Genomic DNA, 21,826 nt, shown 5'->3' on the forward strand with positions numbered 1-21,826 from the left:
ATTCCAGCACTTCTTTTTTCTAGTCCAAGATACGGTTTGTTTCGTCTACATCGGCCAACTGCCGATTCGCTACGTTTGTACCCTGAGGCATGAATCCATCACCATTGCAAATTTTACAAGTATAATGCCATTCTTCATCATCCATAAGCAATCCTCGTCCATCACACGCTAGACAAGCCTGATCTCTACTGGGCACAGGATATCCTCCTTTGTTGGGGTGGTGTAACTAGTAATGTGTGCTTCTAGCCTCAAAAATATACCCAGGAAGGAAAAATAGGTTATCTGTTTCGTGAAACCGGGTAAAGCAGAAGAATTGGAGGGTGAGACCTATGGCTATTGAAGATAGAAATGAACAAGATATAACATCTAGCGAGTCAGTGGATCGTCCGAGCCGTCAGTTCTATATCCCATCCCAAATTATCGAAGAGTTTGGGGAAAAGGGAAGAGATCATTTAAATAAACCATTCAGTGGCCAGTTTCTACTGGCTATGACGGCGGGTTCGTTTATGACATTCGGAGCTGTTTTTTCCATATTGTTAGCAGTCGGTGTGGAAACAAAAGGGATCTATCACTTATTGTCCGGGTTAGGGTTTGCAGCAGGTTATGCGATGGTATTTATTTCAGGCGCCGTGCTGTTCACGGAAATTAACGTCCTTCTGCCATCCTACTTGTTTAACAAAACCAATCTTATGAAAAAAAGTATCTATCGTTTCTGGGGTGCCACTTATATTGGAAACATTATCGGTGCCTTCTCAGTTGCCGTATTAATTCAATTGTCAGGCTCGCTCGCACCGGAATTTTATGCAGAGCTTTCGATATATTTAGATCATAAAATGAAGTTTTTAGAACATGGAGTTAAGGGCTGGTTTGAAGTGGTCATATCAGGGATATTGGCCAACTGGCTTATCGGTATGGCAGCCTTTTTGACGACTGCAGCACGGGATTTTACCGGTAAAGTTTTAGGAACCATTCTTCCGGTGGTTTTATTCGTTGCGGGTAACTTCCAGCACAGTGCTGCCAATATGGGGTACTTTAGTATGGGGCTCCTAGCCTCGGATCAATATACTTGGTATCAGTATATCTTCTTTAATCTTGTGCCGGCTAGTATTGGTAACTTAATTGGCGGTGCCATACTTGTATCACTTTTATTTTCTTACGCATACAAAGAAGATATTCAAACTTCTTTAGGACAGGGAAAACAAAAAAAGAAACAAAATCATTAAGTTTTTCATAAACCACCTCAGGTCATCCAGACTTTGGATGACCTGAGGTGGTTTATTATTGAAATTGCTAGGCGTTTTGTGGGACTTGCAGGCCAAGGCCTTCAGCCACCCGTGTGCCGTATTCTGGATCTGCTTTGTAAAAGTGTTCAATTTGGCGAAGTTTCACTTCATCTCTTTCCACAGGTTTCATGGAATCAACAATGTTCTGAACGAGACGAGTTTGTTCTTCTTCACTGAGCAGACGGTAAAGATCTCCTGCCTGAGTGTAATGATCATTATGATCGTAGCCTACACTTTCTGCAAGTCCAGATACCTCATAAGCTGCTTGTTTGCTTTCAGGCTGTTCAGCAGGTCCCCCCAGACTGTTTGGTTCATAGTTTGGAGCGCCGCCTCCGTTACCATCGAAACGCATAAAGCCATCTCGCTGATAATTGTGCACCTGTGCCCTCGGGCGGTTAACAGGAAGTGCCTCATGGTTAGCCCCAACACGATAGCGGTGTGCGTCAGAGTAGGCAAATAGTCGACCTTGCAGCATTTTATCAGGAGAGACATCAATTCCAGGTACGAGTGCACCAGGTGAAAGTGTTGCCTGTTCTACTTCTGCAAAGTAATTCTCAGGGTTTTGGTCAAGGACCATACGACCCACCTCAATGAGAGGGTAATCTTTTTGTGACCATACTTTTGTGACATCAAATGGGTCAAAACGGTACGTATTTGCATCCTTCAGCGGCATGATTTGTACATACAGCTTCCACGCTGGGTAGTCACCATTATCAATTGCAGCATACAAGTCCTCTGTATGGAAATCAGGGTTTTCCCCACTCAGGCGTGTACCTGTAGCCTCGTCAATATTTTTAACTCCTTGTTCCGTTCTGAAGTGATATTTCACCCAAACGGATTCACCATCAGCATTTGTCCACTTGAAGGTATGACTGCTGTAACCGTGCATATGTCTATAAGTAGCCGGAATACCACGATCAGAATGAAGAATGGTCACCTGGTGGAGCGATTCCGGTGAAAGTGAGAAGAAATCCCAAACCGCATTTGGGTCTTTCAGGTTCGTGGCTGGATTCCTTTTTTGCGTGTGAATAAAGTCTGGGAATTTAATAGCGTCTCTTAGGAAAAAGACCGGTGTATTGTTTCCAACCATGTCATAGTTGCCGTCCTCTGTATAAAACTTCAGTGCAAATCCGCGCGGGTCACGTACGGAATCAGCTGAGCCTTTCTCTCCGGCAACTGTCGAAAATCGGGCGAACATTGGAGTACGTTTACCAACCTCGTCCAAAAATTTAGCCTTCGTGTAGGCAGTAACATCATTTGTCACTTCGAAATATCCGTGAGCTCCTGCTCCTTTAGCATGGACAACACGCTCAGGCACGCGCTCACGGTTAAAGTGAGCCAACTTTTCTAATAAGTGTACATCTTGTATTAAAGTGGGTCCTCTTGACCCAGCGGTGATGGAATTCTGGTTGTCACCGACGGGAGTGCCGGCATTATTTGTTAAATACGGTTTGCGATTTTGATCTGTCATTATTTCGGTCCCCTCTCAACATTTTCTACACTAATTATTATAATATAAATTTATTAAAAATCAATATCTATTTATAATAATTTTAAACTATCAGGTGGATAGTTTATTAAGAGGCTTCATATAGGGGTTTTCATTCATTGTTAGAAATTATCAATAGAAACCCTATTGATATTAGATGCCTCGACTATCAATTGACCCTGTTTATTTTCAATTATACATAAGGCCTATTCGTAATAGAAGCGAAGTGTCTATTCAAATAATAATATTTCCGGATCCTTATCATAAGTATGAACGAGCATCGCATGAAGCTGTCCCCTGTGGTGGTACATATGTGCGATCATTTCGAGGAGCCATTCAAACCGTGTGTAGGTAACTCCCCACCAAGAAGTCGTTTCCGTGAATAATTCATCTTCCGAGTAACCTTCAAATTGTTTTTTTAGTAATGAGAAATGTTCATATAAAGCTTCTGATATTTCGGCCTTTGTCGTTAATAAAATGGAACTGTATAAGGTAATCATGTCTTCCTCAGAAGCTTCTTCCAGCACTTTACCATCGGCTATGGGGATCATAGCTAAGTGTTCAAGGGTTTCGCCGACTGAGAACTTACCCTGCGTGGGTCGAAACGCTAAATCTTCTTCTGTTAACTGACCAATAATTTCAGAAAGGGAAGCAATAACAATTTCTAATTGGTGAAAAGCACTTTGGCAATATGGATTCATGGGATACCCCCTTTAAATAAATAGTGGTAAATTTATATTTCTATATGTAGCTGATTAATTCCTATCTAATTGTAAAATTATTCATTAAAAAGAGGCTGCCGATTGCTCGGTCAGCCTCGCTCTGAATTGTTATTAACCCATCCCCGGATCGCCTGGATCTAAGTATGATGGTCCGCCCGCGGCTGTAAGTTCAATAGAACCCATCCCCGGATCACCCGGATCAAAAGCTAACTCGATTGATCCCATCCCCGGATCGCCCGGGTCTTTAGCTAATTCAATGATCCCCATTCCCGGATCGCCCGGATCATACACAAGAGCACTGTAACCTGACCCGAAAGCACCCAATAAAACCAACGTTAAAAATGAAACAGAAAGTATTTTTTTCATAAAGTTATTCCTCCTGATTGGTGTGATGGATTCGCTCCAAATAGTAAAGAGGCAGCTGGGCAAAAAAGTGATCGCCGTATTCCTTAATAAACCTATTATGGGCTCGGTTAAGCATAGTTCGATCTTTCCTTGTCAGGCCTAAATAGCTTTCTTGGAACGGTGTTAATACGGATAGCCGTGAAAGAATGGACTCAGCCGTGTTTAGATCATTGTTAGCAATAGCTAAATGAGCTGTTTCAACCGGGTCAGGCGTTGTGATGTTTAGGGTTCTTTTATGAAAAGCTGAGATAAAAGGGATCGTATAATTTTGAATCGATGTAATAACCTTATTTAATTGATTTTCTCTGGCAATGCTAAGTCCTGCATAAGCATAGCCGATTGACAAATCGTAATCTTCGTAGAGGTGGCATAGGGCCAGATTGTGGTTCATACTACTTTGCTTTCTTGGTGAAAGGTCTGTATTAAGGACTTTATAGATATACTTTTTAGCTAAAAGAATGTTATTGGTCTTCCAATAATGCTGAAAAAGTAGTTCATCAAATCTTAATTTCATATAGTAGTAGAATAAAGGTTCATTAACCTGCAAAAGGGCATCATAGCACTCATCTACATATTTATCTAACCCTGTGTACTGTTTACTGTCATAGTAGGCATAGACTAGGGTAAATAAATGAAGACATCTCAAGGATGGATGGCTGAAGGAGAGTGTCTGCAGCCATTCTAAGTCTTCATTAGTCAAAGGCTTTGAGTATCGTGTTAATAGAATTTGATATAGCAAAGGGATTTCAGAATTATCTTGTGTAGTAGAGAGAACGGCATCCAATTCATGGAAAAAGTCGTTCATATAGAGAAATTCATAACTTGCCAGCTTGTCTTCTGTCTTAACATGCGCGCTTGAAAGACAATAATTCTTTGTCGCTTCAGCAGCTTCTTTACTCGAAGTGTGTCTAAGCTGATCATGATAGACTTGGTAAATTGTCGACACTTCATTCATATGGGCTTGGCTTAATCTACTAGGTTCAATAACCTTATGACTCACCATGATAATCCCTCAACCTTTCTCTACTATAGGTTTAGTATAAAACTATTATTTACCATTACAAGTGATTTGACAATACTACAGAAAACTTCCCAACAAACGACAATATTCCCCGGGAAATAAGGATTGACTCTGACGTAACGTTAAAGATATGTGTAAAATGAAATAGGTTTTTGCTGGAGAAAAAGTGAGAATGGTCACGAATGGTTGACACATCGATATAGGTATATTTTTATAGTAACAATAAGAATCCTGCTATAAAGGGGTTTTTCATTAGCAATAATTGGATAATGAACTTGAGGTTAAGAACATGTCGAAGTTGTATTCGACAAAAATAAGTACCCATTTTCTCTAAAATGGGCACCTTCGTATCTAAAATAAGTTACAACGTGGAAACACAATCCAAGCAAACTCACTCGTATGCATTTTAACATACCCATGTTTTATGGAGGGGAAACAGCTTTTGTAATAAATGATTTGCTTCCGTGCTAAATGGGAATAGAAATATAGATATAAGGAGGCGAGTTTACAATGAATGAATTAAAAGCAATTATATTAAATGCGTCACTTAAACAGAGTGATGAACCGTCGAATACAGCAGCGTTAATCGAGAAGGTCACCGACATTTTCAAGAAGGAAAAAGTGGAATATGAAATGGTTCGGCTTGCAGACTACAACATAAGGTATGGAATTAGTGATGATTTAGGAGATGGGGATGAATGGCCTCAAATTTTTCAAAAGATTAAGGGAGCGGATATAGTTATACTAGGTACTCCAATATGGCTGGGAGAGAAGAGCAGTTTAGCTGCATTGGCCATTGAACGTATTTATGGAGGGGCAGGCGTAACAAATGATAAGGGGCAATCGGTCTATTATAACAAGGTCGGAGGCGTGGTGATTACAGGCAATGAAGATGGAGCTAAAACAGCAGCCAGATCCATCCTTTTTGCTCTTTCCCATGTAGGATTTGTTATCCCGCCTAATGTTGATACGTATTGGCTTGGGGAGGCTGGCCCAGGTCCGTCTTATATGGAAGCAGAAGGCAGCGTAAACGAATTTACAGATAAACATGCCACGATGGAAGCCTATAACCTAATTCATCTAGCAAGGATGCTTAAGAACAATCCTATCCCTGCTGAAGGCAACACCATGGACAACTAATGGAACATGAAGAAGAAAGGCACCGAAGCATAATCTATTGTTCGCATACTATTTAATTTGCGAAGGGAGGGCTTGCTATGGAGGCGTGGATTACAGAATTACAGAAGGAGTTACCTGCTAATCAAATCATGACAGCATTAGCAGATCGCTATAGCTATAGCTTTGATGCATCATTTGGAGAGTATCTACCTGAAGTTGTCGTCCAAGCGAAAAATAAATTCCAAGTCGTATCGGTATTAAAAATTGCTAATACTTATGAAATACCTGTATATCCCCGGGGGCAGGGGACGTGCCTGAGTGGGGGCCCGTTACCGGTCCACGGAGGAATAGTTCTTGATTTATCCCAGTGGCCTGAAGCTATTAATGTACGTGCTGATGATCTGACTGTTGTTGTGTCTCCAAGTACTTTGACTGCTAATATTAATAAAGCAGCAGAAAAGCATGGTCTGATGTATGCCCCTGATCCCAGCAGTGCTCATGTGGCGACAATTGGAGGGAACCTGGCTGAAAACTCTGGTGGCCCCCGTGGGTTGAAATATGGAGTGACCAAGGATTTTGTGCTGGGTCTCGAGGTTGTAACACCAGAAGGAGAAATTATTCGTACGGGCGGCCAAACCATCAAAAATGTTACTGGTTTTGACTTAACGAAACTGTTGGTCGGATCTGAAGGAACGCTTGGAGTGATTACAGAAGCTACGCTGAAGCTTATTCCAAAGCCTCCTCGTATTCAAACTGTGATGGCAGTGTTCGATGACGTACGTTTAGCAGGTAGAGCCATTTCGAAAACGTTAACTTCAGGAGTTCTCCCATCTAAGATGGAATTCATGGACCAGGCCTGTATTCGTGCTGTTGAGAACTTCCAGCCTGCTGGCTTACCGGTCAATGCCAGGGCAATTATCATTATTGAACTAGATGGCCATCCTGAGGCTCTGAAAATCGAAAGAAAATTAGTAGAAGAAATTATGAGAGATCTTGGAGCCAAAGACACAGTGATCCCAGAATCGGAAGAGGAAGCTGTAAAGATCTGGCAAGCCAGAAAACAAGTTTCTCCAGCGATTGCAAAGATCAAACCAACGAAGGTTTCTGAAGATGCCACAGTGCCGAGGAGCAAGATTCCTGACATGATGGATCGGATGCAAGAGATAAAGGAGAAGTACGATGTAGAAGTAGTCGTCTTTGGTCATGCAGGGGATGGCAACCTCCATCCAAATATTTTATGTGACAAGCGTAATCAAGAAGAGATGGCCAGAGTGGAACTTGCGGTTGAAGAACTTTTTCAAGCAGCGATTGAGCTTGGCGGAACGTTATCCGGAGAGCACGGTATTGGAACAATGAAAGCTCCTTTTATGGAAAGTGAAGTTGGAGAAGCAGGACTTAGTATGATGAAGAGGATCAAGGATAGCTGGGATCCCAATGGCATTATGAATCCAGGGAAAATTTTTGCCGAGAAAGGCCAGAAACTGGTGCTTCGAAGTGAGCCATAACCTTTATTTGTTGTATAGCTGTAATAGAAGAAAAACTCATAAAGGCAAAGACGAAAGTCGCCGGCTTACAATAAGCGGGCGACTTTTTTAGACAGGTTCTTTCAACGTTGTCTTTTTAGAAGAAAAATATTGATCAATCACTTCGAATTCTGAGTATGGTACTTTTTCGTCACCAATGATTTGATAACCGCCAAACCCAATTCCTGTCAACAGAACGAGGTCTCCAGATTCAGCTAAATCAAAGGCATGATGAATAGCTTGTTCTCGATAGAGCCGTGAATGGATATGGTTCGTATAAGTTTCAGCGAAACCCTTTAATACGTCATTTACTACTACTTCTCGATCTGCAAAACCTGGTTGATCGACACTAACTACAATTTCGTCGGCCAGTCCCTCGACCTCTCTAGCCATGAGCGGCCTTTTTCTGGGGTCCCGTAACCCTACTCCCGTAATCATAACAATCAGCTTCTTGTATGGAATTTCCTTTACAGCTTGTAGTACGTGTGAGAGAGCGTCAGGAGTATGAGCATAGTCGAGAACAATTTGGTAAGGGGCATGATTGTCTACTATTTGAAAACGCCCCTCGGGACTCTTCACTTTGGAAATGACCGATAGAACTTCCTTTAGAGAGAAGCCTAGCTGGTAGCACGATGCTACAGCAGCTAACAGATTGGATACGTTATACTTCCCGTAAATGGGAGCCTCAACCTTGTAAATGCTTCCTAGTGCATGCAAGTTAAAGAATGTCCCCTTGTCAGAAAAGTGAATTTCTGTAGCTTCAAAGTCGGCCATTGCCGTAACACTGTAAGTTACAAGTGCCCCATCAAATGTATCGATAATACCTTGTGCCATACCCTTATCATCCAAATTAACTATCGCTTTTCCCGCTTGTTTGAAAAGCTTCATCTTTGCCTTTCTGTAGTCGTCCATGGTTTTGTGGAATTCCAAATGTTCTGGCGTCAAATTAGTGTGGACAGCCACATTGAATTCGATACCACCCAGTCGTTTTTGATCCAGGGCTATCGAAGTTGATTCCAGAAGAGCCCCTTGAACCCCATTTTCTTGAAAATGATTCAGTACGTGATGAATGTCCGGTGCCTCAGGAGTAGTGGGAACAGTTTGCTTGAATTTTGTTTTTTTCTGATCGGTCCATATTCCTGCTGTCCCAATAGAACCTGTTCGGAAAGATAAGGCATTGAGCATGGAATAAATATAAGATGTCACGGTCGTTTTGCCATTTGTTCCGGTGATACCAACCGTAGATAATTGGTCGGCGGGGGAATTGTAAAAAGCAGTAGATAACCTGGCTAAAGCCTCCTTACTGTCATGAACTGTTATAAAGCTTACATCGTTATCATAAGGTGTGTACCTGTTTAAGTGCTTGGAGTCTGTACCTACGATCGCTTTTGCACCACGGCCTAAAGCTTGTTCTATAAATAGATGGCCGTCATGATGCTCACCTTTTATACAGATGAATACAGATCCATTTGTGGCTTCCCTTGAGTCATAGACAATAGAACTGACTTGCTGGAGGGAAGGACCGGTTATCGTGCACTTTCCCAAACACTCAGGAAAATGCAGAGGTGTAATGGTCATTGGAATATCCCCTTTCTCTAAAAACTGCACGTTTAAAAATAGTGGTAGGGGTATATTCCCGGCCGTTGAAACTGTGAAACGTGATACCCGGAGATAGCTATAAATTTAAAGAAAGTCAATAAAAAAAGTCCCTTATACATTGGAAGCATAAGGGAATGTAGAGATTATCATTTATGATTTGATCAGTGCAGCCTCTGTAAACAGGACAAATTGGTCGATGACGCCATCAATAAATTCAATCGTATCCTCATCAGTAAGTTGACCCTGTTCGTTAATCTTATTGTGTACGGAGCCTATAAGGATTTCATTGCCGGGCAAAACGCTAGCTCCCATACCAGGAGCATTCAGTATTTGACGGAGCTGCATTTGCGCTCTCACTGTACCAAGTACTCCCATGGAAGCACCAGCAATGAAAGTAGGTTTTCCAGCCATTTCGCGATTTCCGCGTGACAACCAGTCCAGGGCGTTTTTCAATACGCCTGGTATCGAGTGATTGAACTCCGGTGTGACGACCAGAAACGCGTCTGCATCGCTTAGTTCATCTTTAAAGCGTTGCACAGAGACTGGGGCTTCATGCTCAATATCCTGATCATAATGAGCTATATCACGAATCGGAACGATGTTTATTTCTAAACGATCTTTATATCGTTCTTGAATGGAGTTTGTCAGTTTCATGTTATATGAGTCTTTTCGGATGCTTCCGACAAGAGCGGCAACTTTAATCATTATAAAAAAATCCTCCCCAATAGTAATCAGTAGTAATTATAAAAAGAATAAGAAAATAATTCTAGATATGTGCTCACGAATATGGCCTGTATATCAAGTCTTAGGGATGGAAAACCTATATTATGAAGGGGGTGGCTTCGTCAAATATGAATTTGTAGAAAATGGTCGAAAAATGGGTAAAAAAGGTTATAAAAAACTATTGCGTAACCCCCACTTTAGGGAGTAAAATTTCTGTAATTCCTAAGTTTTATCCATTAAGACTTCGGGAATTGTTCTATATACTACTAGAAAGGAGGTCACCACGATGACTATGCTATATTCCAAGGCTCGTGAGCTATTTGACGAAGATTACAAAAATAGCCCTGAAGCTAAGGAATCTAATATGGGCGCTCCTAAAGTGAAGCGTACCATGAGCGGGAAACTTCTAACCCCATTCCGTAAGAATAAACGGAAGTAGTGACTAAGAAGTGGTGACGTTTAGCTATGCGAGAACAAATTATCAAATTAAAAGTGAATGAGCCAATGGCCGTTCCTTGGATCAGCGTCTTAGAGACAAAAAACTGTCTTTAGGCGCTGATTTTTAATAGGTACGAGATATTTGAAGGCGGAGAGTTGAACTATTTTTTGCTACACTTATACATAAAGCAGGTTAAAGGAGGGGAAACCATGAGTGCAGATCGTTATTCACGACAGAAATTGTTCGCGCCCATTGGACAAGCCGGCCAACAATTGATCAGAGAAAAACATGTAGTGATTATCGGAGCCGGAGCTTTGGGGGCCAGCAGTGCTGAGCAATTAGTTCGGGCTGGAATTGGCCACTTAACAATAGTTGATCGCGATTATGTTGAAATGAGCAATCTTCAGAGACAGCAGCTTTATTCAGAGGAGGATGCTGAATTAAGAACCCCGAAGGCGATTGCCGCAAAAGGACGACTGCAGCAAATTAACTCAGATGTTTCGATAACGGAACTGATTATGGACGTGCAACGTGAGGAGTTGGAGGAGCTTTTTCAAGCAGCAGATCTTGTCCTTGATGCAACCGATAATTTTGAGACGAGGATGATGATCAACGATGTATCGCAACTCTATCATGTGCCATGGATTTATGGAGGGTGTGTGGGGAGTTATGGACTCAGCTACACGATTATACCTGGCCAAACTCCTTGTTTACATTGTTTATTAGAGACTGTTCCGCTTGGCGGGGCAACCTGTGACACAGTGGGGGTCATTAGTCCGGCAGTCCACATGGTTACAGCACACCAAGTCACTGAAGCTTTGAAAATTATCGTCGAAGACTTCGATTCCCTTCATAAAAAGTTAATTTCCTTCGATTTGTGGAACAACCAATACACATCCATCAAAATGGATAATGTGAAAAAGGCGGAATGCCCTAGTTGTGGAGAGGATGCAAGCTATCCTTTTTTATCACCTGTGAACCAGACGAAAACAGCGGTGCTTTGCGGCAGGGATACAGTGCAAATTCGCCCGGCTGTCAAACAAGATTTAAACTTGGAGTCTTTACGTGAACGATTGCATGAGGGAGATACGTCGTTAAACCCCTTTTTATTGTCTTATCAAACAGGGGAGCAGCAAATGGTCTTTTTTAAGGATGGTCGTGTATTAATTCACGGTACAAAAGACATCACAGAAGCTCGTCGACTTTACCATAAAATTTTAGGGTGAACGTTTATGATGAGGATGTTTTGTTTTAAATTGGATTCTCTGGGGGAATTATAAAGACAAAGGCATAGTAACAGGAGGAGGTATGAAAATGGGTAAATTGATCAAACGTTTAATTAAATACGGTCCAATGATCTATCCAATTATAAAGAAAATAATGAACAAACGAAGATCAAAAAGATATTAAAATGATCGTGCCTTTTTAAAGGCATGATTTTTTATTGATATGCTAGAATAATAGATATAGTAAAAAATGGTGGAGGATAATAAAGGGGTTGTAGAAAATGAATCGATGGGATTCAACACCAGTTATCCGCTTCTTTGGCGGGCGCAATTTGTTGTACATACTTGGGGTTATCCTTTTTTTAGGAGTTAATATATTAGTCTATACAAAAGTTTCATTTATTTTCCACCCGTTCGTTGTATTTATAGAAACCATTGCTTTACCTGTTATTCTAACAGTCGTGGCTTATTATTTACTTCGACCACTCATCGGAGTGTTGGAGCGGTTTGGTATCAAGAGGGTGTGGGGAATCCTAATCACCCTTGTCTTTGTCGCAGGCCTGATTACTTTTCTAGTCATTCTTATCATTCCATTTCTGGAAAAGCAGTTTATGAGTCTTGCTAAAGAACTTCCCCAGTATTTGATGGAGATGGCCAACTCTATTGACCAATGGTTAAGGAATTCTATGTTTGCGGGTTACTATGATAACTTATTTACGGATGTTGGCAGTTTGGTTGACCGTTTGCCAGAGGACCTTTCCTCTTTTGCAGGGTCGACCATCGAAGGGATTACAAACTTTATCTCTACATTAACGAGTGTCCTGATTGCGATCATTACTTTACCCTTTATTCTATTCTATCTTCTTAAGGATGGGGAAAGGTTTCCACGAATGGTTCTGAGAGTACTTCCGCCTAAGGTGAGACCTGAGATTTCCAGCGTGTTCAAGGGAATTGATCATCAGCTTAGTGCTTACATCCAGGGTCAGATCATTGTCAGCTTCTGTATTGGTATAATGATGTATATCGGATTTATTATAATCGGGCTGGATTATGCGTTGTTATTAGCGGCTATTGCCAGTGTTACCAGTGTCGTTCCTTATCTAGGACCGACGATTGCGATTATGCCTGCGCTAATCATCGCCATCGTAACATCGCCCTTTATGGTGCTAAAACTGGCGTTTGTCTGGACAGCCGTGCAGCTTCTTGAAGGGAAATTTATTTCTCCTCAGATTATGGGAAAAAGTTTACACATCCATCCTGTGACCATAATTTTTGTTTTACTGACAGCCGGTCATTTGTTTGGAGTCCTCGGTATTATTGTGGCGATCCCGGGATATGCCATTTTCAAAGTGCTTGCTGTCCATATATTCTACTGGTTCCAACTCAGGTACAATAAGTACGTAAGAGAAGAAAAAGACCAATATGAACTGCCTAAATAAAGCCCGGGTTTCCGGGCTTTATTTGCGTAAAGAAGAAGAAAAATACCATAAACCCCCACCTCAGGTCATCCATTATTTGGATGACCTGAGGTGGGGGTTTATGGTAGCTCTCGTTTTGGTGTGCGTTTATAGTGATTTATCCATAAATTCGGTTCGACTTGTGTGCTTCTAGTCTGAATGAAACCTGTGTTCTCGTAAAGGTTTCGGGCGGGGGTGTTGTCTTCCCCGGTACTAACTGTAAAAGTCGAGTTTGGAAACCTGTTGAGTAACGATGATAGCAAAGACTTTGCAATTCCTTTCCTGAAATGGGCTTGGGCAACGACAAGGCGATGGATATCCACCAAGTTACCCTCCCATTTCTTGAAAGAGATGAAGCCAGCAAGTTCTTCTTTCTGAAAATAGCCGAGAAATATTTCATTACAAGAAAGAATATCGTTAATAGAATCGTAAAGTCTCGGAATTCGGTCCGTTTGTAAAAGTTCTGCTTCCTTTTGGTAGGAAGGAATTTGGACGTTAAGGATTTGTCGAGCTATTTGTCGCTTGTTATGAGCTAAGAGTGTGATCATCGTGCGCCTCCAGTAGGTTAATATCATAAGATAGTGTACGAAACGATAGATAATAGAATCGAAGTGATAACGACCGCAACGATCGGCTTAATCGCTTTATTCCTTAAATCGTGCAGACTGATGTTTACACCAAGTCCAACCATAGCCATCGTTAAGATAAACGAGGTCACGGCAGAAACTACATTCGCAAATTGCTCAGGTGCAGGGATATAGAAGCCTAATACGTAACTGCCTAATAAGCTCATCACAATAAATCCGACTAAAAACCACGGAAAATCTACTCGATTGTCAGACTCCTTATTTCCTTTTCGCCCCATAATCCAAATAATGATCAGGCTTACAGGGATAAGTAGAAATACGCGTCCAAGCTTAGCCAGTAGCGCCATGGCCAGCCCTTTTTCTCCAGCAGGTTCCCCAGCTAATACTACATTTGCTATTTCATGAAGGCTGAGACCGGCCCACATGCCGTACGCTTCTGCGTCAAGCGGAAGGAAGGGTCTCAATCCAGTATAAATTAATGCGAAAACAGTACCAATAAATGAGATGATTCCTACACTAATAGCCGTATCCTCTTCTTTTGCCTTCAAAATCGGGGAAACGGCAGCGATCGCAGAGGCCCCGCAAATACCTGTTCCGACTCCAATCAGTAAGGAAATAGAACGGTCAGCTTTGAAGAGGTAAGCAAGAAGCATCATCACTCCAATTGCAAAAAGAATGACTAACAGGTCTCGTAATAATAAAGGTACGCCTTCATTTAAGATGACGTCAATATTAAGTTTGAGACCGAATAATACAATGGCGATCCGCAACAGTTTTTTAGCGGAAAACTGAATCCCTGTATGAATGCTGTGAGGGTATCCAAAAAAGTGACGATACAACACAGCGATGAGAATGGATGTGGCCAGAGGGCCAACCTGGGTCATTCCTGGCAGAAATGCGAGTCCGTACCCGATCCATGCTAGTAGAAAGGTAAAGCCAACTCCTGTTAACAAGGGACCTATCTTATTTCCTAGATTAGCGAACATAATTTTGACCTTCTTTATAAATGAGTATAAAAATACTATACGATCCGGACTGGTCATTAGTAAAATAAAACTTTATAATAGCAACTATTAATAATACTAATCATTAAGGTGAGGCTTTATGGATTTTGAAGCACTAAAAACGTATGTAACGGTCATTGAACTACAGAGCTTTACAAAAGCATCGAAAATGTTGAATCTTTCTCAACCCACAGTAAGTTTTCATATTAAAAATTTGGAAAAATTTTATCAATCAACATTAATTGATCGTTCCCCGAAAAAGTTCCAACTGACACAAACAGGGGAACTAGTCTATCAGCGGGCACGCCAGGTTTTAGGAGTAATTGATAAATCACGGACGGAGGTTAATGATTACCACAATCAATTGCGGGGTTCTTTGCATATAGGCGCGAGTTATACGGTAGGGGAATATATTTTGCCTGGGCTGCTGAAGGTTTTTGACGAAAAATATCCAGAAGTTGATTTGCATATTGAGATCGAAAATACAGAGCGGATAAACCGGGGGGTTCAGCTTCATGAATTAGATGTTGGACTCGTAGAAGGGCAAGTTAGTAAAAGGGAACTGGACTCGGTTCCGTTTCTGGAGGACGAAATGGTCGTGGTCGTGCCTCTCGAACATTCCATACGCAAACAGGAAGAAGTAGGCTTTCATCAACTCCAAGACCATACTTGGATCGGGCGTGAAGCAGGGTCGGGCACCCGGGCAGTTATGGATTCCATTCTTGAATCTTATAATATCCGTCCTCGCAAAATGATTACCATTGGAAGTAATCATGGAGTCATACAAGGTGTGAAGCAAGGACTTGGTTTGTCTTTAATTTCGAAAACGGTTGTGGATCACACGCATGCACGCCATCATATTTATGATCTCCCGTTTATCAAGCCGCCTACACGTTTCTTTTCATATGTTTTTCCGGCTTCAGAACAGGAACTGTCCAAAAATGCAGAAGTTTTTATCGAATTGATGAATGATTTTTTTAATTTACAAGAAAATCTGTGAAGACCTGCATAATTTAACTTAGTGAAGGGTATTGTAAAATTGGGAGAAAATGTTGAAACATTCGAATGAGTGAAAACGTACAAAATATATCGGAACGAATAGGTGTGGTTTCGAGCCAAATTTTGCAAGTTATACTGAGGTGAAAACATGAAGAGCCTGGACCAGTTCGTCGACTATTTAAAGACTCTGGGAGTTGAGGTAGAGAAGGTTTATAAAACACCGAAGGAAGAAACGAGATAACAGAGAAGCTTGCTGATAACGTACTTAATCTGGATTTAGAACATATGCAGAGATGAGGTGTGTCTTAATGACATGCCTCATCTCTATGCCGTTTTATTCGATGTGATTTCCATGAAGAGAGGGTGGCGGGATTGATAGATTGACCAAATCATTCCTAAGCTAACCGGGATAAGTAACGTCATAAATACGACATTTGCGCTAAGTGTAGAGGCAATGACACCGAACAATGGGCCGGTGATGATAACAGATGCCTGGTTACACAGCATACGAAAGCTTGACATTCTTCCATGATACTCTTTTTCAGTAGCTATTTGTTGAACAGACTGCAACAGCGCTCTTACAAAAGAAGTCCCGACCCCGACGAATAGCACACCGGTAAAAGCCATCCATACGTTTCGCGTTATCCCTAACAGGAGCAATCCCAGAGCTATACTCGCAAGTGAACCAATCGCCAAATGGTTTTTCAATTTTCTCCACCACCATGCACCCAATAGACCGGCTGTAATCCCTCCAATGGAAAAAGTAACATCCAGAAAACCGTAAATCAGGGCTGAACGATCTAAATAAGCACTCGTGTACACAGATAGGAAACCTAATGTTGTATGAAAGGTGAGCTGTCCAAGCATCATCATCATAAATAAACTATGAAGGATGGTATGACTCTTTAAGTAGGCAAAACCATCTTTCAACTCGGTGAAGAACCGCTGTTTTTTCATATGTTTCCGCTCAGAGGAAGGGATATACTTCATTAGAGAAATGGAGATAAAGGCACTCAAGTAGAAGACTAGCACCATCGCCAAAGATAATGGAGTTGCAAACCAACTGGAAAAGATCCCACCTAAAGCCGCTCCTAGTAAACTTCCAGAAATGGTGGCTGCTCCCGATAATGAGAAAATCCTCGGCAACTCTTGCTGATCAAATACTTCAGCAACTAATGCCTGCAGCGATGGACGGAACAAGGAACCAGTAGTCTGCAGCACCATATGGGTAGCGATCATCCACCACGGAGTGACCCATTCATAAACAAATGAGAAAAGCAGCAAACTTAGAATGAAAAGACTCATTCCGCTCGCAAGGTTTGCAAGCATCTTACGATTATGTCGGTCCACTAGCACCCCGAAGATTAAATTAGAAAATAACCCCGGGACGAAGCCAAAGCTAACAAATAATCCAGTATATAAAGCATTCCCCGTCCATTGAAAGAGAACCCATGTGACAAGAACAAAGTACATAGCCCTTCCGCATTCATATAAAAAGTAGCCTGATAAAAGCTTGTTTCTGTTCGTGCGATTCATCCCATCACCCCACATCTTTAAGCTAACTTCATCCTACCCCAGCTTATGAAATAAGTATAATATTGAATTATAATAATACTTGATAAGTATAAGTTATAGGGGGATCTTATGAGAATAGATGATTACCAATTACTCTTAAATTTGAGAGAACATAAAACAATACGAGCCACAGCTAAAAAAATACTTTTATCACAGCCTGCCATCACACAAAGACTTAAATATATAGAAGAATATTTCAGTGTGAAGGTTTTTCTGCGTACGCCAAAGCAGCTCATCGTGACGGCTGCAGGTGAACAAATTATCAAACATGCTGAACAATTGCTTTTTCAGGAAACCCGATTACATCATCAGCTGATAAAGTCAGTGGATGAGGTGACGGGAACTCTGTCACTCGGGGTTTCTTCCTTAGTCAGTCAGCACTATCTCCCGAAGATTTTAGATGCTTATACGAAAGCTTATCCTAAGGTAACCATTGATTTAATTACAGGGGTGAGTGAAGAAATACGCCAGTCAGCTGCTGATTTTCATGTATGCATTGTTCGTGGAGAACAGCTCGTGGATTACCAATGTCATCACCTGTTTAGCGATCGGCTTTATCTTTTCGATACGATAGAGATTGGGGAAGACCAACGCCCTTTCATTGAATTTAAAACAGACGCCGACTATCAGAAGCTGATAGAAGACTGGATGCTGGAACAAAGGGGGGTGGATATTCGACGATCCATGAAGGTGGATCAGTTTGAAACAGCAAAGGAGTTAATGAAAATAGGATTGGGGATGACGGTTCTTCCTAAGAGTATGGTAACAGAGGAGTTAATGAATTTACCCCATCTTCCATTAGAGGTAAAAGGAGAACCTTTAGTCAGGGAAACGTGGTTGTGTTTAAAAGAGGGGATTCGTGCTCTTCCTCAAGTAGAAGCATTTGTGGATATGCTGAAAAATAAGCCCTGGATATAAGGAAAGTGCTGTTGATAGATCCATTGCAGGATACTCATCGGGTTAATTATCATCCTAAATTTAAAACCCCAATCAGCATGGATTGGAGTTTTAATGGATAGCTGGTTTGAAAGTGAGGTTCAGGCTTCCTTTGACTTAACATTAGTCATTATAAATCTACTGTTAGGTAGTGTAGGCATCCTCACCAGGCTGTAGTGTAAATTTTGTTTGGGAACTTTATAGTCAAGTTGATTTAAGAAATTCAAACTGGCTTTCATGGCTTCAATCGTTGCCCATTCCCCCGGACACCGATGATTTTTATAATAGTTGCCACCACCTTGCGGAATTAAGTCATACAGACCGCCATTCCAGTTCTTAAACCGTTTAGGTGAGAAAGTATTGGGGTTCTCCCATAAGCGTGAATCGTGATTGGTGCCATAAATATCGAGTAACACTAACTGACCTTCATTAAAATGGCAATGATTCCAGATGAAACCACGTCGAACTCGTGCTCCTAAAAATGGGCCGAATGGGTAGTACCGCCGGACTTCCTGAACAAACATTTGGATATAGTCGTCATTGCCATCCTCAAGCTCATCGCGCAGTTCAGGGCGTTTATGCAACGCTAAGGCACTGAATGTAATATAAGTAGCAATCGCTACAATAGGACGGAGCACATTAATTAACTCAATAGCCGCCATCCTTATGTCCAGCGGTTTTCCTTCCATGTCTTTATGAAAAGCCATAGCATAGGCAGCGGTCTCTTCTTCTGCTTCTAATTTACCGGAACGAATTTTTCTAATGACTTGTCTAATCCATTTTTCTGCTCGAGCTCTCGCTTTTCTTCCGCGCCAATGCCTTGGCCCAACGGCTCCGAAAGCATCCACCATATTTGAAAAATCAGCAGCTCTTTGGGTTACTTCTGTCTTTTTAATAGGTACCCCAGACCATTCACAGGCTGCCTGACATAGAACTTCCTGTGCTTCATCGAACAGTACTATTTTATCTTTTTTCCTCCATTTGGAAGCCTTTTGTTCCCAGTACTTATGGGTTAATTCACCTAGCTTCTTGAGTCTTGGGGCCGTCATAAGTGACATGAAAAGGTGCTTGCGGTGTTCGTGTGGTGATCCATCCATGGTTTGGATCCCATTTTCACCAAATAACGTTTTTTGGATTCTTTTTGGAGCTGCCCCATCTCGTTGGAATCGCTCCTTATCATAAAACATCTTTGCTGCTTCCTGACCTGTTATACAAATTACATTTTCCCCAAGCAGCCTTGTCTGAAAGAGATCTGTTCCAAAACGAGCAGTTCTTTTAGGGATAAACTGATAACCTTCAAATAATAAAGTCAAACTATGGTCCAACCCTTTATCACGGGGGGTTTTATCGGCTTTTTTCATGAGGAAGCGCTCCTTCCATTCGGTAGTATGATCGAGGCTTTTCCTTTGTATTAATCTTCCCTGGATTCAAAGCATTAAACTCTCTAATTCTTTTGTATCAAAATAATAAAAAAACACTTCACTGTAAAAGTGAAGTGTTTTCTTCGTCTTTGCTTCTATAAGGTGGAGCGGAATCGTTCCAGGAAAGATTGAAGACGGTCGCTTTCAGGGTTTTCTAAGATTTGTTGAGGCGGCCCTTGTTCGGCGATTTTTCCTCCTTCAAGGAAAACAATTCGGTCCGCTACATCTCGGGCAAAATCCATTTCATGAGTAACGAGAATCATGGCCATTTCACCCTCTTTGGCAATGTCCTTAATCACTTCAAGCACTTCTCCCACAGTCTCGGGGTCGAGGGCAGAGGTAACTTCATCAAAGAGCATGACTTTCGGGCGCATCACAACAGCGCGGGCGATGGCTACACGTTGCTGTTGTCCACCAGACAATTGGGCAGGGTAGGAGTCAAGTTTATCACCAAGCCCAACTTTGGTGAGCATTTCTTTAGCTCGTTGTTCGGCCTCTTCCTTAGGAACACCTAACACGTTAATAGGGGCCGAGATGCAATTTTTCAAAATAGTCATATGGGGGAACAGATTAAAATGCTGAAAAACCATCCCGATGTTTCCTCTTACTTGTCGCAGGTGTTTCTCATCAGCTGGAACAAGTTCACCGTTCACTTCTTTATGCCAAAGGGGTGTGCCATCGACGTTAATGATGCCGGATGTCGGTTTCTCGAGTGTCATTAACATGCGGATGATCGTTGTTTTCCCAGAGCCGCTTGGTCCGATCAGGGATAGTTTTTCTCCTGGGGCCACTGTCAGGTTAATTCCTTTGAGTACTTCGACATCATCAAATGATTTGTGTACATCCTTATATTCTACGAGTGGTTGACTCATGAGGCTGTCACTCCTTTTTTACCAGATTTTTTATCAGTGGATTTATACCGTTTATTTAATTTTCGTTCAAGCCATTGTACAAATAGAGCTGATGGATAGCTCATTGCCAGGAAGAAGAAGGCAACTAATGTATAAGGCTCTAAGTATTCGAAGTTATTGACCCCGTACACTTCTGCTGCAGTCAGCATTCCAGCAACACCCACAACAATGGTTAAAGGTATCTCTTTAAACATGATGATCAAGTAGTTACCCAGCATTGGGATGACGGGCGGGATTGCCTGGGGTAGAATAATCTTTGTCCATTTTTGTGCTGTTGTATAATTTAGTGCTGTTGCCGCTTCTAATTGGCCCTTTGGCACCCCTTCAATTCCAGACCGGTAAATCTCTGAAATATACGTGCTGAAATGAACCCCTAAGCCTAGAACGGCCACAGTAAATGGCTCAAGTGTTACTCCGACATAAGGAATTAATGGCCATGCGAAGAACAAGAAATAAAGTTGCACAAGTGGCGGAGTGGAACGAATAAATTCAATTATGAAACTGATAAGCCAATAGAATGGTTTGAATTTAATCCTTCTAAGAGCTGTCCATACCCCACCTACTATAAGCGACACAGTAAAACAAATAATGGTTAAGCCAAGAGTCGTCCACATGGCTTCAAAAATGTAAGGGAAAACGTCGATAACTGTGCTCCAATTCCATTTCATTCAGTAGCCACTCCCTTCGAAGCCCAGCGTTCCAGCCAGCGTGTTAAGCCGATGAGCGGCAGAGCAATGATGAAGTATAGAACGAGAAGCATTGTAAACACTGCGACACCCTCAGATATATTGGCATCACGATACAGTAATCCTACATAAGTAATATCGGCAAGCGATATGATAGAAACGAGTGAGGTCGCTTTTAACATTTGAATTAAGTAATTTCCAAACTCCGGAAGCATCATCCGAATGGCCTGGGGCAGGATTACAAATCTCATTCGCTGAAATCTAGACATATTTAAGGCAGTCGCTGCTTCTGACTGACCGGAGGAGACAGCTAAAATCGACCCACGAACGACTTCAGACATATAGGCGCCGTAGTTCATGCCGATCGTGATGACCCCTATAAGATAAGCTGACAGCTCGATGCCTAATAAACCCGGCAATACGTAGAAAAACCAGAATAACTGGACAACTAATGAGGTACCTCTAAATACTTCAATATAAACTTTGGTGAAGTTTCGTATAAGGAAATTCTTAGAAAGGCGTCCGAACCCGGCTAAAAATGCAATAAGGTAGCCAAAAATAGCTGAGCCGATTAGAACAGTAATCGTTATATCTAAACCTTCTAATAGTATGGGAATTATCTCAACATAATTGTTAATTTGAGCTCACCCTTTCTTTTTTCTGAAAAAAAGGCACCCGGTTATCGGGTGCCTTTCACATTC

The 21,826-nt window shown here is 41.7% G+C and carries 22 protein-coding genes; 8 read left to right on the forward strand and 14 right to left on the reverse strand.

Annotated features, from left to right (window positions below; translation table 11 throughout):
• Positions 1–19: 19 nt before the first annotated feature.
• On the reverse strand, positions 20–196 hold the full coding sequence (locus P9989_RS01655; protein ID WP_283077109.1) for a hypothetical protein: 177 nt from the start codon (positions 194–196) through the stop codon (positions 20–22).
• Positions 197–329: 133 nt separating this feature from the next.
• Between P9989_RS01655 and P9989_RS01660 the strand changes: the two genes are divergently transcribed.
• Positions 330–1,223, forward strand: coding sequence for a formate/nitrite transporter family protein (locus P9989_RS01660; RefSeq protein ID WP_283077110.1), 894 nt, complete (start codon positions 330–332; stop codon positions 1,221–1,223).
• Positions 1,224–1,290: 67 nt separating this feature from the next.
• Here the strand turns inward: P9989_RS01660 and katA are convergent, their stop codons facing one another.
• The 4 genes from katA to P9989_RS01680 form a co-directional block, all read right to left on the reverse strand.
• Positions 1,291–2,754, reverse strand: a complete 1,464-nt coding sequence (katA, locus tag P9989_RS01665) for a catalase KatA (RefSeq protein WP_283077111.1) — start codon at positions 2,752–2,754, stop codon at positions 1,291–1,293.
• Between the two features lie 248 nt (positions 2,755–3,002).
• Positions 3,003–3,473, reverse strand: coding sequence for a DinB family protein (locus tag P9989_RS01670; RefSeq protein WP_283077112.1), 471 nt, complete (start codon positions 3,471–3,473; stop codon positions 3,003–3,005).
• A gap of 132 nt (positions 3,474–3,605) precedes the next feature.
• Entirely contained in the window at positions 3,606–3,860 is a 255-nt protein-coding gene (locus P9989_RS01675) for a hypothetical protein (protein WP_283077113.1), read from the reverse strand.
• A 4-nt stretch (positions 3,861–3,864) separates the two neighbouring features.
• Positions 3,865–4,902 carry an AimR family lysis-lysogeny pheromone receptor gene (locus P9989_RS01680; RefSeq protein WP_283077114.1) on the reverse strand — a complete coding sequence of 346 codons (1,038 nt, stop codon included), beginning with the start codon at positions 4,900–4,902 and terminating at the stop codon, positions 3,865–3,867.
• A gap of 528 nt (positions 4,903–5,430) precedes the next feature.
• Here P9989_RS01680 and P9989_RS01685 point away from each other — a divergent pair.
• Both P9989_RS01685 and P9989_RS01690 read left to right on the forward strand, forming a co-directional pair.
• Complete coding sequence (locus P9989_RS01685) at positions 5,431–6,060, forward strand: flavodoxin family protein (protein ID WP_283077115.1); 630 nt, start codon at positions 5,431–5,433, stop codon at positions 6,058–6,060.
• 77 nt (positions 6,061–6,137) lie between these two features.
• Positions 6,138–7,544 carry an FAD-binding oxidoreductase gene (locus P9989_RS01690; RefSeq protein ID WP_283077116.1) on the forward strand — a complete coding sequence of 469 codons (1,407 nt, stop codon included), beginning with the start codon at positions 6,138–6,140 and terminating at the stop codon, positions 7,542–7,544.
• Between the two features lie 87 nt (positions 7,545–7,631).
• On the opposite strand, the gene P9989_RS01695 is transcribed toward P9989_RS01690, so the two are convergent.
• Both P9989_RS01695 and P9989_RS01700 read right to left on the reverse strand, forming a co-directional pair.
• Complete coding sequence (locus P9989_RS01695) at positions 7,632–9,140, reverse strand: UDP-N-acetylmuramoyl-L-alanyl-D-glutamate--2,6-diaminopimelate ligase (RefSeq protein ID WP_283077117.1); 1,509 nt, start codon at positions 9,138–9,140, stop codon at positions 7,632–7,634.
• A 171-nt stretch (positions 9,141–9,311) separates the two neighbouring features.
• Positions 9,312–9,863 (reverse strand): NADPH-dependent FMN reductase, encoded by a 552-nt coding sequence (locus P9989_RS01700; protein ID WP_283078807.1) that lies wholly within the window; start codon positions 9,861–9,863, stop codon positions 9,312–9,314.
• A 307-nt stretch (positions 9,864–10,170) separates the two neighbouring features.
• Here P9989_RS01700 and P9989_RS01705 point away from each other — a divergent pair, with 307 nt between their 5' ends.
• From P9989_RS01705 to P9989_RS01715, 3 genes are all read left to right on the forward strand, one after another.
• Complete coding sequence (locus tag P9989_RS01705; RefSeq protein WP_283077118.1) at positions 10,171–10,323, forward strand: hypothetical protein; 153 nt, start codon at positions 10,171–10,173, stop codon at positions 10,321–10,323.
• Positions 10,324–10,532: 209 nt separating this feature from the next.
• Complete coding sequence (locus P9989_RS01710) at positions 10,533–11,549, forward strand: thiazole biosynthesis adenylyltransferase ThiF (RefSeq protein ID WP_283077119.1); 1,017 nt, start codon at positions 10,533–10,535, stop codon at positions 11,547–11,549.
• A gap of 281 nt (positions 11,550–11,830) precedes the next feature.
• Positions 11,831–12,988 (forward strand): AI-2E family transporter, encoded by a 1,158-nt coding sequence (locus P9989_RS01715; protein WP_283077120.1) that lies wholly within the window; start codon positions 11,831–11,833, stop codon positions 12,986–12,988.
• 98 nt (positions 12,989–13,086) lie between these two features.
• Here P9989_RS01715 and P9989_RS01720 read toward each other — a convergent pair whose 3' ends face one another.
• Together P9989_RS01720 and P9989_RS01725 are read right to left on the reverse strand one after the other, a co-directional pair.
• Positions 13,087–13,554, reverse strand: coding sequence for a GNAT family N-acetyltransferase (locus P9989_RS01720; RefSeq protein ID WP_283077121.1), 468 nt, complete (start codon positions 13,552–13,554; stop codon positions 13,087–13,089).
• Between the two features lie 23 nt (positions 13,555–13,577).
• On the reverse strand, positions 13,578–14,579 hold the full coding sequence (locus P9989_RS01725) for a YeiH family protein (RefSeq protein WP_283077122.1): 1,002 nt from the start codon (positions 14,577–14,579) through the stop codon (positions 13,578–13,580).
• A gap of 118 nt (positions 14,580–14,697) precedes the next feature.
• Here P9989_RS01725 and P9989_RS01730 point away from each other — a divergent pair, with 118 nt between their 5' ends.
• Positions 14,698–15,597 carry a LysR family transcriptional regulator gene (locus tag P9989_RS01730; protein WP_283077123.1) on the forward strand — a complete coding sequence of 300 codons (900 nt, stop codon included), beginning with the start codon at positions 14,698–14,700 and terminating at the stop codon, positions 15,595–15,597.
• Between the two features lie 323 nt (positions 15,598–15,920).
• Here the strand turns inward: P9989_RS01730 and P9989_RS01735 are convergent, their stop codons facing one another.
• Entirely contained in the window at positions 15,921–17,132 is a 1,212-nt protein-coding gene (locus P9989_RS01735) for an MFS transporter (protein ID WP_283077124.1), read from the reverse strand.
• Positions 17,133–17,240: 108 nt separating this feature from the next.
• On the opposite strand from P9989_RS01735, the gene P9989_RS01740 reads away from it, so the two are divergent.
• Positions 17,241–18,089, forward strand: a complete 849-nt coding sequence (locus P9989_RS01740) for a LysR family transcriptional regulator (RefSeq protein WP_283077125.1) — start codon at positions 17,241–17,243, stop codon at positions 18,087–18,089.
• A 119-nt stretch (positions 18,090–18,208) separates the two neighbouring features.
• Here the strand turns inward: P9989_RS01740 and cypC are convergent, their stop codons facing one another.
• The 4 genes from cypC to ehuC all read right to left on the reverse strand — a co-directional run bounded on the left by cypC (position 18,209) and on the right by ehuC (position 21,763).
• Positions 18,209–19,468 carry a CYP152 family fatty-acid peroxygenase CypC gene (gene cypC, locus P9989_RS01745; RefSeq protein ID WP_283077126.1) on the reverse strand — a complete coding sequence of 420 codons (1,260 nt, stop codon included), beginning with the start codon at positions 19,466–19,468 and terminating at the stop codon, positions 18,209–18,211.
• Positions 19,469–19,623: 155 nt separating this feature from the next.
• Entirely contained in the window at positions 19,624–20,400 is a 777-nt protein-coding gene (gene ehuA / locus P9989_RS01750) for an ectoine/hydroxyectoine ABC transporter ATP-binding protein EhuA (protein WP_283077127.1), read from the reverse strand.
• Complete coding sequence (ehuD, locus tag P9989_RS01755; protein ID WP_283077128.1) at positions 20,397–21,107, reverse strand: ectoine/hydroxyectoine ABC transporter permease subunit EhuD; 711 nt, start codon at positions 21,105–21,107, stop codon at positions 20,397–20,399. Before ehuD ends, ehuA begins: the two co-directional genes overlap by 4 nt.
• A complete protein-coding gene (gene ehuC / locus P9989_RS01760; protein WP_283078808.1) occupies positions 21,104–21,763 on the reverse strand; it encodes an ectoine/hydroxyectoine ABC transporter permease subunit EhuC in 660 nt (219 codons plus the stop codon). Before ehuC ends, ehuD begins: the two co-directional genes overlap by 4 nt.
• Positions 21,764–21,826: the final 63 nt, after the last annotated feature.

Origin of the sequence: Halobacillus naozhouensis (assembly GCF_029714185.1) — a bacterium.
GTDB classification, from domain to species: domain Bacteria; phylum Bacillota; class Bacilli; order Bacillales; family Halobacillaceae; genus Halobacillus_A; species Halobacillus_A naozhouensis.